A 16,335-nucleotide genomic window follows, 5' to 3' on the forward strand; every position below is an offset into this window, starting at 1 on the left:
TATATTTAGTTTTACAACATTGGGAACGGAGCATTGGGCATTGGGCATTTTTCCCATTCCCTATGCCCTATGCCCGATTCTCTAATTCTTATTCGTCGTCTTCCAACGATTCGCGGGAAAGAGATTCATAAGTTGGTCGAGGAGGTGTGCGACGGGCTGATTGGTCTGCCATCAAATCGACTTCAACATCTAGGGAACTGCCGTCTGCTTGGGTTTCTACCTTGTGTACAGCAATATCTAACCCCAATGATTGCAATTCGCGCATTAGCACCTTAAAGGATTCTGGAGTTCCAGGTCTAGGAATTGCCTTACCTTTAACGATCGCATTTAACGCTTCATTCCGTCCTTGCATATCGTCAGATTTAACTGTGAGCAATTCCTGTAAGGTGTAAGCCGCACCAAAGGCTTCCAATGCCCACACTTCCATTTCTCCAAACCTCTGACCACCTTGTTGTGCTTTACCACCCAAGGGTTGCTGAGTCACCAGTGAGTATGGGCCTGTAGACCGGGCGTGGATCTTATCATCGACCAAATGCACCAGTTTCAGCATGTAAGCCACACCGATGGTAATTGCTCGGTCAAAGGGTTCGCCTGTACGACCGTCATACACCATGATTTTGCCTGGATTATCTGGGTTATATACCCAGTCTTTCCCTGTTTCGTCCCGTGCTTCTTGCAATTTGCCATGCACGATTCGGCGCGATGACTCTTCCCCGTACATTTCGTCAAAGGGAGTAATTTTAAATCGCACTCCCAAGGTTTGACCAGCCCAACCTAAGAGGCACTCAAATACTTGTCCGACGTTCATCCGACTAGGTACGCCCAAGGGGTTGAGTACAATGTCCACTGGTGAACCATCGGGCAAATAAGGCATATCTTCCGCTGGTAATATCCGAGAAATAATCCCTTTGTTACCGTGCCGTCCTGCCATTTTGTCGCCAACTTGGATTTTGCGTTTTTGGGCAACATACACCCGAACTACCATGTTGGCTCCTGGTGGTAGTTCATCGCCTTGTTCACGAGTAAACAAGCGCACATCAACTACGCGACCTTTTTCACCGTTAGGGACTCGCAGAGAATTGTCGCGTACATCCCGCGCTTTTTCACCGAAAATCGCCCGCAATAGTTTTTCTTCTGGTGGTTGGTCAGATTCACCTTTGGGTGTTACCTTACCTACCAAAATATCTCCAGCTTCTACCCACGCCCCTATGCGAATGATTCCTTGTTCATCCAACTGACGCAAGGCATCTTCCCCGACGTTGGGAATTTCTCTGGTGATTTCTTCTGGCCCCAGTTTGGTTTGTCTAGCTTCAATTTCATATTTTTCAATGTGAATTGACGTGTAGACATCATCCTGCACCAGTCTTTCAGAGATTAAAATCGCGTCTTCGTAGTTGTAGCCTTCCCAAGGCATATAGGCAACGACGATATTTTGTCCTAGGGCCAATTCACCGCCTTCGGTGGAGGAGCCGTCAGCCAATACTTGACCAGCAACAACCCGTTCACCAATGCGGACGAGAGGTTTCTGATTTAAACAGGTGTCTTGGTTTGAGCGTTGGTACTTGGAAAGGGTGTATCTAATTTCGGGGGTGTTAGCTTTGGGACGGACGCGAATTTCTGTAGCATCTACATAAGTAACATCGCCATCGGTACGCGATACAATCACCATCCCGGAGTCTCTTGCCCCTTGGGCTTCCAAACCAGTACCCACTAGAGGACGCTCTGGCTTAAGCAAAGGTACTGCTTGCCGTTGCATGTTCGATCCCATCAGCGCTCGGTTAGCGTCATCATGCTCCAAGAAGGGAATCATGCTGGTTGCTACCGACACAATCTGTACGGGAGATACTGCTACGTAGTCCACCTGTTCTGGTGTTGTGGTGGAAAATTCTTGGCGATAACGTACTGGCACTAGTGGCCCAATAATGTGCCCAGTTTCATCTACAGGAATATCCCCAGGAGCAACCCGTAGATCGTCTTCTTCATCGGCTGTCATGTAGGCTGGAGGCAAGTCAAATCTGACTCGTCCATTTTCTACAGGTCTAAATGGCGTTTCGAGGAAGCCGTACAGGTTAACCCGCGCATGGGTTGCTAAGGAGCCAATCAACCCGGCGTTGGGGCCTTCTGGTGTCTCAATGGGGCAAATACGCCCATAGTGGCTAGGGTGAATATCCCGCACGGCAAAACCGGCGCGTTCGCGGGTTAAACCACCAGGGCCAAGGGCGCTCAGACGGCGTTTGTGGGTCAGTTCTGCGAGAGGATTGGTTTGATCCATGAACTGACTTAATTGGCTAGAACCAAAGAATTCTTTAATTGCTGCTACCAATGGTTTGGGGTTCACCAAAGAAGCGGGGGTTAGCACTTCCGCATCGGATACAGTCATCCGTTCCCGAATGATTCTCTCTAAGCGGTTTAAGCCTACTCTTACTTGGTTTTGCAGCAATTCACCGACGCTTCTCACCCGACGGTTGCCCAAGTGGTCAATGTCGTCGATGTTACCGATGTCATATTCTAGGTTAATTAGGTAATCTACGGCTGCCAAAATATCGCCAGCAGTCAACACCCGCATGGTGTCTGGGACTGAAAGGCGCAATTTTTTGTTGAGTTTGTACCGTCCAACGCGACCAAGGTCATAACGTTTCGGGTCAAAGAAACGAGAGTCTAGCAGTTGTTGTCCACCTAAAACCGTAGGTGGTTCACCAGGACGGAGTTTCCGATATAACTCCATCAGGGCTTCTTCTTCAGAAAATTGCCCTTCTTTTTCGATGGTTTTTTGGAAATATTCGGGGTGGCGTAAAGCGTCAAAGATTTCGTTGTCTGATAACCCTAAAGCTTTTAGCAGTACCTGCGCTGAGAGTTTGCGGGTTTTGTCGATGCGTACCCAGACCAAATCGTTACGGTCTGTTTCAAATTTCAGCCATGCTCCCCGGTTAGGAATTAAGCTAGCTGAATAAGTACGTCGCCCGTTTTTGTCGATTTCTGATTTGTAATAAACGCCTGGCGATCGCACGATTTGATTGACAATTACCCGTTCGGCTCCGTTAATAATAAACGTGCCGCGATCGGTCATCAAAGGCAAATCACCAATGAATACCTCTTGCTCTTTGATTTCCCCGGTTTCCTTATTAATCAACCGTGTGGGAACATACATTTGGACGGCATAAGTACTATCCCGCCGCTTGGCTTCTTCGACGCTATACTTTGGCTCCTTGAGTTTGTAGTTATGACCCAAAAAGTGCAATTCTAATTTGCCCGTATAATCTGTAATAGGACTAAAGGAGTTCAGTTCTTCTATCAGCCCTTCTTCCAAAAACCAGCGAAAGCTTGATCGCTGGATTTCAATCAAGTCGGGCAACAGAAAGGCGGGTTCCATGTATGTTTCTTTAGTCATGCCTCTTCCTTTGTCAACCTGGTAAAATTTTCCCTTGGACACTGCTGTTTGACGCTTCCCACTGCTAGTCAGTGTCCTTAGTTGTTTGGGAACTTTTGACACACTTGCTATTTACAGGTGTGGGCAAACGCAGCGATTAAAGCTGGAATGAGCAATTTGGACAAGGGGATAATTGCCCCTAATCGGGTACTCAGACACCAAAAACCCACTATAGTCTTGATTTAAGAAGAATATACAGTTGAGATATTCCTGAGTTTTATCTACGTTCTTCATTTCCCCTCCAAAAAGCGCGTTAATTTGCTGACGCAGCTCTAGACGGTGTGTTTTAAATCCACCCGGCTATTTATACTCTCAGTGATATCTTAGATATCCTAAGACTGAGGGAACGATCCGCACCTTGTCGGTTTTGAATCAAAATTACTTCGTTTTGCTGGATTGTACTCACAAGGCAATTTCGTTTAAGGATTTTGTATAGGTTAAATACACAGAAGCCGATGTTGTGCAAAATAAAGTCTAGCTCAACCTGGTTTGGCACGGTTAGTCATGTGTGGAGAGCATCCGCTTGTAGAGATTTGGAGGATGGCCAAGCCGATAACATCACTGAAAATTAGGCTCAGAAATTTTAGGTTCCTTCCTTTATCATTATGGCGCACGCAAAATGTTTTTGAGGGAATAATATTAGCATATTTTTGTCCCCCTAGAGTTTTATTTTTTTAGCACAACTGAATAAAAGTGATTAAAGCCCACTTTTATATTGACAGACCAAATAATTCACAGGCATTTTGGGTGGTTTGATGGGCGATCGCTTCTACCGTTTCTTGACGCAGTTTAGCTACATGCTCGGCTACATAAAGTACGTAGGCGGGCTCATTACGCCTCTGGCCCCGTTTAGGAACTGGGGCGAGAAATGGGCAGTCTGTTTCAATCAGTAGGCGATCGCTACTCACCATCGCAGCTGATGATTGGATCGCTTTGGCATTTTTGAACGTTACCGTCCCGCTAAAGCTGATGTAGAAGCCTAAATCGAGAAACCATTGGGTTTCTTCTGGCGTTCCTCCCCAGCAATGCATAACACCCCGCACTCTTTCTCCCTTAAGTTTTCGCCATTTTTGCAACACTTCTCTGGTTGCTACAGCAGCATCGCGGCAGTGGATAATTACTGGTAAATTGAGTTCAGATGCGATCGCTAGCTGTGACTCAAATACTAAAAGCTGATGCTCATAGTTATCAGCTTTGTAAAAATCCAGCCCCATTTCCCCAATTGCTACCACATTCGAGTCAGAACTAGCTAAAGTTTTGATTGTCTCGGCTGTTTCGCTATTCCATTTCTCAGCATCTAAAGGATGTAATCCCACGGCAAAGCTGATTTCAGGAAACTGGTGTGCTATGGATTGAATAGTGGAAAACTCACCTGGGTGAACACAGGAATGTACTAAACGCACTACTCCTGCTTCTTGCCACCGCGATCGCACTGTTGCTAAATCCGGCTGAAAATTATCAAAGTTGAGATGAACGTGCGTGTCTACCAGTTGCATTCTTTGTTCTTTGTCGTTAGTCATAAAATTGTTAGCCCCGATCGCGACTAAGGACAAATCATCCTTCGGGTAAATCTTTCTCCTGTGGTAGCCACTAAGCGATCACCAAATTTTCCAGAGGGAACGCCACTTGTTTTAATTGGCATAAACAAAACCAGTTACTCATGGTGCAACCCTGCTGTAGAAGGGTTAAAAGGCACAGAGCAAATTGGTGTGGAAACCCTCAAAATTACACTAACTTCGGATGGGCAACTGGCGTTTTACGCCAGTTAATTACTACAGCTTTCAGAAAATTCGTAACCTAGTGACTCACTCAGTTAAAAGATCGCACTGGCTCAACAATGACTATTCAGCTGCTGTTTGAGTGATTGGCTTGAGTTTATGAGCCAATCTTGACTTTTTCCTTGCCCCATTGTTGGGGTGAAGGACACCCCGTTTGACTGCTTTATCGATTTTGCCGTAAGCTTCGGATAACCGAGCCTGTGCTTCTTCTTTTAATTCTGGGGTAGGATTAGCTGCATAGACAGCTACAGCATTAGAGTATTTCTTCATCAGCGTCTTGACTGCTGATTTGTAAGCTTTGTTACGCAGTCGGTTACGTTCTGCGATTTGGGCACGCTTGAGAGCAGACTTTGTATTCGCCACAGTCAATTCCAAAAATACTATTAATATGTACACACACTACTAGACTTACTAATATAGCATCCAAATTGCCAATGTTATAATTTCCTAAAAAAATCTGCCATTGGACAATAGTTTTTCTTCCCCTGCTTTCTAAATCTCTTCAGTCCGCAATTGAGTGTGTCGTCAATTTAGGAAATGCGTTAAAATAAGCCATATCAAATAAAACTGTTGTTCCCCTAACTCACCACTACCTGAGAAAGCGATGTGGTTGCCAATGTGATATTTCCTGAATTTTAGGATCTATTATCAGAGGCAAAGAACTGTAAACAGCGAAATTTCAGGGTTATCAAAGTATAGAAACGATACTATATCGTGTCTGTACAGATGTAAACTACTGAGAAGTTAGGAAAATAAGTAAAAATTATACTCAGACCCTACCCCCTGTAAATTTAGGGGATTGGATGTGCAAACACACCACCTGCACGCCGCAAGGAGTGAGGGAAAGGGCATAAGGGTAATGGGAAATGGCACACCCACATCCTGCCGCTATCCTGTTAAGGGTTGTCGGACTGAGCAATTAAGTCGCCTTCTCAAGCAAACCATCTGCTGGCAAGCTTGAGAGTATCAAAAAAATCCAGGTTAAGCTAGAGAAGAGAATTAGAGTCAGCTTGCACACCCCAGTGGGTCAAGAGCAATACTAAATCTCAGGTGTGAATATTATAATTTTGGCATTGTCCTTACTCCATGCTGCGAATCATTACTCAGCAGGCAGACGTTAGAGCAGAACTGCAACGGATCTGCGATCGCACCCATGACGAACAGGTGCTTCACAAAGAAGCAACGGTGCGGGAAGTTTTGCAAGCAGTGAAGCGCCAAGGCGATAAAGCTGTATTGCATTACACAGCCGAATTTGACAAACAAACCCTGAAAGCAGAAGAACTCCGAGTTACAGGCTCGGAACTAGATGCAGCCTATCAGCAGGTGTCAAAGGAGTTGTTGGGCGCAGTTCGGCTAGCTTGCCGCCAAATTGAAGCGTTTCATCGTCAGCGAGTACCAAAAAGCTGGGTACACTTTGGCGACGATGAAGTAGTACTGGGCAAACGCTACACCCCTGTAGACCGAGCGGGGCTGTATGTGCCCGGTGGCCGCGCCGCCTATCCTAGTACAGTGCTGATGAATGCAATTCCCGCTCATGTCGCTGCTGTACCTCATATAGTGATGGTGACACCACCAGGCCCAGGGGGTGTAATTAACCCAGCAGTCTTAGTAGCTGCCCAAGAAGCAGGAGTGCAAGAAATTTATCGCATTGGGGGCGCACAAGCGATCGCTGCTTTAGCCTATGGCACAGAAACAATTCCGAAAGTGAATGTGATTACTGGCCCCGGTAACATTTATGTCACCCTTGCGAAAAAACTTGTATATGGCACCGTCGGTATTGATTCTTTGGCAGGCCCCAGCGAAGTGCTGGTGATTGCCGATGAAAGCGCAAATCCGGTGCATGTCGCTGCTGACTTGCTAGCCCAAGCCGAACACGATCCAATGGCGGCAGCAATCTTGCTGACGACAGATGCGGCTTTGGCAAAAAACGTGCAAGTAGCCTTGGAAAGACAGCTAGTGGATCATCCACGGCGAATAGACACAGAAAAAGCGATCGCTCATTATGGGTTGATTGTCCTTGTGGAATCGCTCCAAGCAGCGGCAGAACTCTCAAATGAATTTGCCCCTGAACACCTGGAATTAGAAGTAAAAGACCCTTGGGCACTCTTACCACAGATTCGCCACGCTGGGGCAATCTTTTTGGGTTACTCCACACCAGAAGCTGTAGGAGACTATTTGGCAGGGCCTAACCACACCTTGCCAACTTCTGGCGCTGCCCGCTATGCTTCGGCGTTAGGGGTAGAAACTTTCCTCAAACATTCCAGTATTATTCAATACTCCCAAACTGCGCTGCAAAATGTGGCTGGTGCTATAGATGTGCTAGCAACAGCAGAAGGTTTACCTTCTCATGCTGATTCAGTCCGCCGCCGAATTCAGCAAGAGGAGTGATTTGGAATGGTTAATTTTGTTTAATACTGTTGACAAAAGTCACTTTCTAGGTGGCAAATAAATTATTTGCTACCCTACTTTCAGGGTTTTGGCGGGCATCTACTAGACATTGCCCGCCTATTGTATTGTACTTCCTGATGATGTAGTAAGCCTTAGCGTCCCCAAATGACTGGCGAAAATATCTTCCTACAATGTACTAACGTCAAATTTGGGTGAAACCAATTCATCGCATAACCTCGAAAATATATACTAAGTAGGCAAATATAAAAATAATTTAGTGTAGCTGCTAACAAGTTTTACTACATACTTATGTAACGGGGTCTACTCTTATAGGAGACGAGAGCGGTGCTAAAGAATATTTTGATAGCTCTGGACGGTTCGGAAATGGGAGAACGAGTAATTCAGAGTTTAGATAATTTGGTGTTATCAAAAGATGCCAAGGTTATTCTCTGTCATGTATTTCCTACACCAGAGTCTGAAATGGAAATACCTGCCGATCGTCCTCAGCCAGAGTCCCCAACATTTTCTTATTTTCAACTGGAAAAACAGCTGCAATCTTATCAGGAAAAATTATCAGTCCCAAGTGAATTAGAACTGGTAACTGGCGATCCTGCCGAAGAGATTATTCGTCTTGCCAATATTTACAAAGCTAATTTAATTATAATTGGTAGTCGTGGATTGATTGGGATGAAGCGAATTGTCCAGCGTTCTGTAAGCAGTCAAGTTGTCGAAGAAGCTAATTGTTCGGTGTTAGTGGTAAAGCCGAATTAGAATCAGGTCAATTGAAGTATGAATCTATCCCACTAATAATATTTTGTTAATCCAAATGTGGACAGTAGCAAGGTCAATGAATGCGTCAAAGTAAACTTTTTGACGTTCCCATCTGACAACAAGACGGCGGTCAAGAGCGTTGATACCAAGCAAAACACCGCTCTTGCTGAAATCTAGGAACAGAAATTTTGATGGGTCAACCGAGTGTTTTTCTTGGTTTTCCAGACTCGTTTTGGGATTTGAGGACGAATACCTCGTTTGCGTAGATCAGCACGTTTTTGTTTTGAATCGTAACCTTTATCAGCAGCCAGTACTTTGATTCGCTTACGTGGTCTACCAGGTTTTAATGTTTTAAGTTTGACTTTATCGAGTAAAGGTATTACTTGTTCTCGCTCGTTACCGTTGGCGGGAGTGGTGGAGTTAGCTAGCGGCATTCCACCACCTTCAGTCAGCGTGTGAATGAGAATACCTTTACCTTTGCCACCATAGGCTACGTCTTCACCTCCTCCTTTCCCAGGGGGAAAAAGACCCGTCAACCGCGCCAAAGTTCCAGTTTATCAGTCCCTGATCATTAGCGATCGCTAATATACGCGCCTGTAAATGTTCAAATGTTCCATCCTCACGCCATCGTTTTAACCATCGGTGGGACGAGCTTTTAGATGCCCATGTCTCCCCACGCGGCAGATCACACCATCGACACCCAGTAATCAAAATGTATAACAGGCTATTTAATACATGGCGATATGGTGCATGAGGCATTCCTTTACCACGCTTGGATGCCTGCTTAGGAAATATATCCTCAAATAACTTCCATTCCAGGTCGCTCAAGCCCTCAAAACGTCCAGCCATCAACGGATACACCCAACTCAATTCAGAAATAGATTACCACAACCTAGCATTAGTGGGATAGGTTCATGTGATTTGACTAATCAGAGACTCAATATAAGTAAGTGGGCGTAAATAATTGTTGTTGAGATAAAGCAACAGGCAACAGGACTCTTTGAGTTGTACTGAATGTTTTCAGAAATAAAATCTGAGCCCTATATATAAGCAGTTATGACTGGTGAAGACTGGCGTTTTGGAGTTTATCATCGTGCGAATCGTTAGGTGACTCACAATACGTTTCGGTTAAGGCAAGAGACGCTATTTATCGCGTCTTTGTGAGCTAAGGCGTGTCATCAAAAAACCTTATCCAAACCGTATTGAGGTGACTCAAGATCCAGAAATGCTATCAAGTTCCAGAAGATTTATCTGTCATGGTAAAAATCATTGTAGGTATTATTTCTGCTTCTGGAACTGGGAGCTAGGGACATAGAGACTAAGGAAAGAAGTCGGGGAACAGGCTTGCCATGAGCGTAGCCGAACGGGAGCAGGGAGTAAGGGGGCGGGGGGCAGAATAAAAATTAGCTCTTTCCCCTCTGCCTCTTGTACCCCATACCCTAATTCCCAATCCCTTCACATTCAGCCGATTCAACGTCCTTGAGTTGCCAGAAATTGACGCAAGCTCAACAAACTCAAGGTTTGACCCAAATTTAAGGGCAAAAGTGAAACTCCTTCCAAGCGGGATTGCACCCAACCTTCTCCCCAATACCATTCATGAAACCCGTCAATACCTCCACTGAGTAGTAAACGGAGACAGTTGGATTTTACAACGTCTACTTGATGATGAATTGAGACTGGCCCAGTCCAGGTAGTAAACTGAAATCCCGGAAGTAGTTCTTCTGGCATTCCTGGCGCAAAGCGTTGCGCTAAGAGCCATTTTTCTAGTTGTACCGGATGCAGCAGACTATCACGAATTGCATCTGTTGGCGCTTCAATTTCGATTCGCAGTTGACTTTGTTGAAAATTACCTAGCATTTTTCTAAGATTGCCTAAAAGTGAGATATCGCTATTTCTAATATTGCAAATACAATCAGTGATTATTTGGGTGTCACTTTTCTAGCAGCAGAGAACTTAGAATAGAAAAAGTGAACTTGTTAAGAAATGTAAGGTTATTCATGGCGGATCAGTTAATTCGTGCAACAGCAGCCGAAGGTGGAATTCGTGCCGTAGGGGTGATCACCACACGTTTAACAGAAGAAGCACGGCAGCGACACAAGCTTTCATACGTGGCAACGGCAGCACTGGGTCGGACTATGGCGGCAGGCTTGTTAATGGCTTCTAGTATGAAGCGAAGTGGATCAAGGGTCAATGTGCGGGTGAAGGGCGATGGCCCTTTAGGCGGCATATTGGTAGATGCCGGCTTAGATGGTACGGTACGCGGATATGTGGGGAATCCATCTATAGAATTACCTCCTAATGCCAAAGGTAAGCTAGATGTTGGTGGTGCAGTGGGTGGTGGCTACCTCTACGTTGTGCGAGATGTCGGTTATGGTTATCCTTACTCTAGTACGGTAGAACTAGTTTCTGGTGAAATTGGTGATGATGTGGCTCATTATCTGGTGAATTCTGAACAAACACCTTCAGCTTTAGTTTTAGGTGTGTTTGTGGGAGCAGGGGGAGTAACTGCGGCTGGAGGATTACTAATACAAGTGTTACCCAAAGCTGCCAGAGATGAAGCCCTCGTAGAAACTTTAGAATCACGGGTCGCTGGTTTGGCAGGATTTACGCCATTATTGCAAGCCGGGAAGAATTTGACTGAAATTTTTAGCGACCTATTGGGCGATATGGGTCTGGAAATCTTTTCCGAACGGCAAATGCTGCGCTTCCACTGTGGTTGTTCTTTTGATCGCGTTTTGGGGGCACTGAAAATTTTGGGAGAAGCCGAACTGCAAGATATGATTGTTAAAGATAATGGTGCTGAAGCAACTTGCGACTTTTGCGGCAACGTTTACCAGGCAAGTAGCGATCAGTTAGCTCAACTAATTGCCGATTTGCAAGCTGAATCTACTGTTTCAGGATAAAGTATAAAAAGACACTAATTTTTGAGATTGAACATGGTATTCTGTGGAGAGGGATAATCAAAAAAAGTAGCTTTTTGATCGCGAGAAAGTTACTATGGCATCAATGGAATTATCGACCTAAAACAGAGCGCTATTCAATTATTTTGGTGTGAGAGATGACAGAGCGGGATATTCCAGACAGTTGGTCTTCAGCCAGTGATAGAGAGCCAGATCAAAACAAAAGATTATCCCGAACAGAACAATTCGGTGAAACTCAACCATTTGGTGTACCACCTACTGGTTCTACTTCCAAGTCAGTGAAGCGACGAAAAAAAAACGATACACAAGGATTACCTATAAATAGTCATTCAGGAGAGACTGCCAAACTCAGTAGTACTTCTGGGAAATGGCCACGCTGGATGAAAAGCTGGACATTGTGGCTAGTACTACTAATGTTGATTCCCGGCAGTGTAGGATTCTTGGCAATGGCAATGCTGCTAAAGTTGCCGACTGCTCCTAATTGCCCCTCGATTTTCTGGCCCCTAGCTAGTGCTTCTGTGCGGCTACATTGTGCTCAGTTGGCGGCTTCTAAGCAAACAGTGAACGACCTATTGCAAGCGATCGCTCTGGTGAAGCAACTACCACAAAATCACCCGTTGCATGGAGAAATTGATCGTTTCATCGAAGAATGGTCGCGGGATATTTTGAAGCTAGCCGATCAAAGTTTCCAAACGGGGAATTTAGAGGAAGCGATCGCTACTGCTCGTAAGATACCCGAAGATGTGGCAGCTTATAAATTAGTCGATGAACAAGTTGACAAATGGCAGTCAATTTGGACAAAAGCAGAAGAAACATACAACGGTGCGATCGCAGAAGTAAAAGAACGGCGCTGGCAATCGGCGTTCATGTTATCCGCCAAAATGCTGCGCGTAGACAATCAATACTGGGCGGGCACTAAATACGACCAATTGAATCGTCTAATCGCCGCAGCGCGGGAAGATGGCGATAAGTTAGGAAAAGCGGAAAGTTTAGCAAGCAGCAAAGTAGTCGATAATTTACTGGAAGCCATCAAGCTAGCCGAGTCTATTGGGCAGGAAAGTTACCTTTACCAAAAAGCTCAGGAAGCGATTCCCGCATTTGGACGCAAAATGCTGGAATTGGCACAGGCAAAACTAGACAAGCGGGATGCCGATGAAGCATTGAATATTGCTAGACAAATTCCAGAGAGTACGAAACTACAGGGTGAAACAGACGACTTTATCGCCATAGCTGACGCGAAAAGAAGTGCTTGGATCGGTAACGTTTCTGGTTTAGAGGCTGCGATCGCTCAAGCACAACAAATCGATCCTTCCAGACCAGTGTATAACGAAGCCCAGCAACTGATTGCTCGTTGGCAGTTGGAAATTGAAGATGTCGCCAATCTAGAAAAAGCGAGAATGTTGGCCAGCCAGGGAACAGTCCCTAATTTAACAGCAGCGATCGCCCAGGTGCAGCTCATCCCTGCAAGTAACCCCAGGGCCAGCGAAGCTAGACAAGAAATGGATCGCTGGCGTGCCCAAGTGGAGACAATTGAAGACCAACCTTACTTAGAACGTGCCGAACAGATAGCTGTATTCGATGATATCAACTCTTTGCAAGCTGCGATCGCTCAGGCCAGCGAAATTCGTAGAGGTCGGGCATTATATCCAGAAGCACGGAAAAGAATTCGGACTTGGATAGGAAAAATTCAGCGAATTCAAGACCAACCCTACTTGGATCAAGCACAAGAACTGGCTCAGAGCGGAAATCTCACCGCCGCCATTAGCGCCGCTCAACAAATTGCTTCATCGGGAAGGGCGCTTTCACAAGAAGCGCAAGCTGCGATAAATGATTGGGAAGGGCAAATCCGCACTAGAGAAAACTGGAAAAAAGCTCAAGAAGTTGGCGCGGCTGGTACGCCAGAAGCTTTGGTTGAAGCAATACGGTTGGCAGATCGGGTTTCAAACAATAGCATCTTACGTATGGATGCGAATCTGGCTATTGACCAATGGAGTCAGCAATTGTTAGAAATAGCCCGCTCTCAAGGTCAGTCTGATATTGCTAGAGGGATTGATATTGCAAAATCGATTCCACGCGGTAGTGCTGCTTACAGTGCGGCGCAAGACCAAATTAAGACTTGGCAGGATTTTTTGAATCCTAAACCTGAACCTCAGCCTCAACCCCAGACTGAATCTCTACCATTTCCTCAATCAACTACTAATGGGCAGTAATATCATTATTTAAAGATTAAAACCTTTTAATTCAGCATTTTCAACACGCATATCAGGGATGCCGGGGTGTAAAAAAACTTTTTAAGTAGGGTAGCACAGCTAGTTGTGCTACCCTACTTAAATTTATCGAGGAAGGCAGGAGGCAGAGGGCAGGAGGCAGGAGGAAAACTGCGCGACGCTCCAGCAGACTCGCTAACGCTGCGCTATCTGTTTCCTGCTGCGACCAGAGGGAGCAAGGGTTTAAGACAAGAACACTGAACTCTCGTTCAGTGGCTCTAAATCAGTAGGGGTCGAATCCCCTACTGATTTACTCCTTCTGCCTTCTGCCTCCTGCCTCCTGCCTCCTTCACTCTCCCCATTCTTTAATTACAGAAAATAGTGATGAGTAATCATCATCGGCAAATGACATTTTCACGGCTGTTTGCAATATTTGCCGCACACCTTTAATACTGCTGAGATCCAAACTTCGAGATTTAGCTTCAGAGATAAACAATTCTGTATCTTTGAGCAAATGTTTGGTGGGGAAATTCGGATCGGCATAATTGCCATCCAACATACGTTGTAGCTTTTTGTCAAAGGTAGGTGCGTAAAGTGGACTGTCGCGCAAGATTTGCATAAACATATCCACATCAACACCCTGACGCTGGACAAAAGCCAGGCTCAGAGCAAAGCTAGTTGTTAGGGAAGCTATTAGTTGATTTAGTGCCAATTTAAGTGCCGCCGCAGATCCTACTGGTCCTATAAGTAAAGGTTCTGTCCCAAAATTTTGGAGTAACTTCAAGTGCCGTTGATATTGTTCTGGCTCTGCCCCTACCATCACACTCAACTTACCAGCTTGTGCTTCCGGGATACTCCCTAATACTGGTGCTTCTAAATACTCACCACCACCACCAACGATCGCGTCTCTAATTTCCTGGCTTTCTGTGGGAGTAATTGTTCCCATTTGGATGATTGTGCGCCCTTCCAGAGTTTGCCAAGAAGTATCTGAAAGCAACACATTATAAATGGCCGGGGCATTAGTCAGCATGAGGATTACGCACTCAGCAGCACGAATGGCGTGGCGGGGATGTGTAGCAATTTCAGCCCCAGCTGCTTGTAGTGGTGCTAATTTTTCTGGGGTGCGATTGTAGGCAACTAGCTGTATATCTGCGGCTAATAACCTTTGAGCCATTGGTAGTCCCATCAGTCCAGTTCCCAGAAATGCCACCTTCATTTTTCACTTTCCTTTAATACAGCGTAGGCGTAGTCTGTTGTAGACATCGCGTTTCCATTGTTTGATTTTGATCAGCTGTTCTACATTGAAATTGCACAAGCTGGGCGGGCTTTTTGGCCTACCCCACAAGAGTTATGTTTATTCGATTATGCAAATTAAATGTTTTTTAGCTTATCAGTTATCAGTGAACAGTTATCTTTGAACACTGATAACTTCCTATTTGCTGATTAGCCACCAGCCGCAAAAGTCGCCATAATTATCACTGAAAGTAAAATACCAGGAGTAAGTAGTGTTACTAGCATTAGCAGGTCATGGGTGGACATAATTATTACTTTTGTATTGTGTTTAACTTTACAGTATTCACTGTTATGCTAGTCTAAATAAGATTAATACTGCATTCTTAAATAGAGTTTTAACTTTTCAAATTTACCTTTATTCTGGCAGGGTCAATCCTTTGAGTTTTTGAGAAGTTTCTGTATTGTCCAGACCTTTGCTCTGAATTAAGACTCCAAAGCCGCCAAGTCCTGTGGGATCTATAAGTTGATGTAGTGCATCCCGATGCTGTAGTAACTGCGAGAGAGGTTGCTTTCGCTCGGAAAGGGCTGCAATGCGATCGCCTAACCCCAACGCCATCAAAAATAATCCCTGCTGGATAAAACCAACATTCTTTAAATTGCACCGTTTGCCCCAGCGTTCCAAAGCTGTAAAGTCAACATGGGCAGTGATATCTTGTTGCCCAATATTTATATAAGGGTTGTCATGGAAACGATGATGATAATAGCACTGTAACGTTCCCTGCGATCGCCTGGGATTATAATAACGGCTGGCGGGGTAGCCATAATCAATTGTTAACACATAGCCGCGCTGCAAGCGGTCTGCTACTATACTCAACCAGTCACCAGCCGCTAAATTAATTTCACTACGGTAGCCATCGGGATATGCACTTTGGGTAAAGTTCATTTCCACTAAGTCTAAATATTCAGCCAGTTGGGGGGTTGAAGGTTCTCCTGTGACTTCTACAAATGATGGGCATGGGGCATTGGTTACTTTCTCATTACTATCTGTGGTTACATAAATTTCTCGGAGTTCTCCCGTTTCTAGGATGAATTGATGTACGGGGAACGCATCTACTAACTCGTTAGAGAAAAAGCAACCTGCGATCGCATTTTGTGGTATCTCCTCTAAATTACACCAACGCACAGGAAAATCTTGCAAGCGTTGCTGCTGTTCTTGTCTTAAAGTTGGGGACTTTTCAACAATGATGTACTCTAGCGCCGTAAAAAAATCTGGGTAGTGCAGTTGATGATATTTAAGGATATGCAATGCAAGCAATCCTTGACCTGCTCCCATTTCTACCAGAGAAAAGGGTACAGGTTTTCCTAAAATCTCCCACATTTGCAAAAATTGTTCTGCTAGTAACTCACCAAAGTCAGGACAGAGGTTAGGAGAGGTAAAAAAATCACTATCTTTAAAGCCTATTTTGACTGCATCGCTGGAATAGTAGCCGTATTCAGGGTGGTATAGTGCCAAATCCATGAATTGGGCAAAAGTAATTCGTTTTTGAGGACTGGTGGTAATGTGATTTGCGATCGCTGTACACAATGCTGGATTTGAATCCATAAAATTT

At 45.0% G+C, this 16,335-nt stretch carries 14 protein-coding genes; 6 read left to right on the forward strand and 8 right to left on the reverse strand.

The annotated features are described in order from the left end of the window. Positions 1-88: 88 nt before the first annotated feature. Positions 89-3,388 carry a DNA-directed RNA polymerase subunit beta gene (gene rpoB, locus G1O98_RS11650; protein ID WP_163928964.1) on the reverse strand — a complete coding sequence of 1,100 codons (3,300 nt, stop codon included), beginning with the start codon at positions 3,386-3,388 and terminating at the stop codon, positions 89-91. Between the two features lie 749 nt (positions 3,389-4,137). Continuing rightward, a complete protein-coding gene (locus G1O98_RS11655) occupies positions 4,138-4,923 on the reverse strand; it encodes a TatD family hydrolase (protein WP_163928988.1) in 786 nt (261 codons plus the stop codon). A gap of 84 nt (positions 4,924-5,007) precedes the next feature. Between G1O98_RS11655 and G1O98_RS11660 the strand changes: the two genes are divergently transcribed. After that, on the forward strand, positions 5,008-5,196 hold the full coding sequence (locus G1O98_RS11660; protein ID WP_163928965.1) for a hypothetical protein: 189 nt from the start codon (positions 5,008-5,010) through the stop codon (positions 5,194-5,196). Positions 5,197-5,268: 72 nt separating this feature from the next. Here the strand turns inward: G1O98_RS11660 and rpsT are convergent, their stop codons facing one another. Continuing rightward, entirely contained in the window at positions 5,269-5,568 is a 300-nt protein-coding gene (rpsT, locus tag G1O98_RS11665; protein WP_163928966.1) for a 30S ribosomal protein S20, read from the reverse strand. Between the two features lie 442 nt (positions 5,569-6,010). Between rpsT and G1O98_RS11670 the strand changes: the two genes are divergently transcribed. From G1O98_RS11670 to G1O98_RS11680, 3 genes are all read left to right on the forward strand, one after another. Continuing rightward, the gene (locus G1O98_RS11670; protein ID WP_163928967.1) at positions 6,011-6,166 is read left to right on the forward strand and encodes a hypothetical protein; all 156 of its coding nucleotides are present in this window, start codon (positions 6,011-6,013) and stop codon (positions 6,164-6,166) included. A 125-nt stretch (positions 6,167-6,291) separates the two neighbouring features. Beyond that, positions 6,292-7,593: a histidinol dehydrogenase gene (hisD, locus tag G1O98_RS11675; RefSeq protein ID WP_163928968.1), complete on the forward strand. Its 1,302-nt coding sequence runs from the start codon at positions 6,292-6,294 to the stop codon at positions 7,591-7,593. A 345-nt stretch (positions 7,594-7,938) separates the two neighbouring features. Next, a complete protein-coding gene (locus G1O98_RS11680; RefSeq protein ID WP_012411280.1) occupies positions 7,939-8,364 on the forward strand; it encodes a universal stress protein in 426 nt (141 codons plus the stop codon). A gap of 173 nt (positions 8,365-8,537) precedes the next feature. Here G1O98_RS11680 and G1O98_RS11685 read toward each other — a convergent pair whose 3' ends face one another. The 3 genes from G1O98_RS11685 to G1O98_RS11695 all read right to left on the reverse strand — a co-directional run bounded on the left by G1O98_RS11685 (position 8,538) and on the right by G1O98_RS11695 (position 10,221). After that, a complete protein-coding gene (locus tag G1O98_RS11685) occupies positions 8,538-8,900 on the reverse strand; it encodes a transposase (RefSeq protein WP_163928969.1) in 363 nt (120 codons plus the stop codon). Then, the gene (locus tag G1O98_RS11690; RefSeq protein WP_163928970.1) at positions 8,863-9,213 is read right to left on the reverse strand and encodes a transposase; all 351 of its coding nucleotides are present in this window, start codon (positions 9,211-9,213) and stop codon (positions 8,863-8,865) included. The genes G1O98_RS11685 and G1O98_RS11690 overlap by 38 nt, the downstream gene beginning before the upstream one ends. 621 nt (positions 9,214-9,834) lie before the next feature. Further along, a complete protein-coding gene (locus G1O98_RS11695) occupies positions 9,835-10,221 on the reverse strand; it encodes a hypothetical protein (RefSeq protein WP_163928971.1) in 387 nt (128 codons plus the stop codon). A gap of 140 nt (positions 10,222-10,361) precedes the next feature. On the opposite strand from G1O98_RS11695, the gene hslO reads away from it, so the two are divergent. Together hslO and G1O98_RS11705 are read left to right on the forward strand one after the other, a co-directional pair. Then, a complete protein-coding gene (gene hslO / locus G1O98_RS11700) occupies positions 10,362-11,267 on the forward strand; it encodes an Hsp33 family molecular chaperone HslO (RefSeq protein WP_163928972.1) in 906 nt (301 codons plus the stop codon). A gap of 155 nt (positions 11,268-11,422) precedes the next feature. Then, positions 11,423-13,495: a chromosome segregation ATPase gene (locus tag G1O98_RS11705; protein WP_163928973.1), complete on the forward strand. Its 2,073-nt coding sequence runs from the start codon at positions 11,423-11,425 to the stop codon at positions 13,493-13,495. 346 nt (positions 13,496-13,841) lie between these two features. Here G1O98_RS11705 and G1O98_RS11710 read toward each other — a convergent pair whose 3' ends face one another. Together G1O98_RS11710 and G1O98_RS11715 are read right to left on the reverse strand one after the other, a co-directional pair. After that, the gene (locus G1O98_RS11710; protein ID WP_163928974.1) at positions 13,842-14,708 is read right to left on the reverse strand and encodes an NAD(P)-dependent oxidoreductase; all 867 of its coding nucleotides are present in this window, start codon (positions 14,706-14,708) and stop codon (positions 13,842-13,844) included. A 432-nt stretch (positions 14,709-15,140) separates the two neighbouring features. Next, entirely contained in the window at positions 15,141-16,328 is a 1,188-nt protein-coding gene (locus G1O98_RS11715) for a class I SAM-dependent methyltransferase (protein ID WP_163928975.1), read from the reverse strand. Positions 16,329-16,335 lie beyond the last annotated feature (7 nt).

The organism is Nostoc sp. UIC 10630 (assembly GCF_010747425.1).
GTDB lineage: Bacteria > Cyanobacteriota > Cyanobacteriia > Cyanobacteriales > Nostocaceae > Nostoc.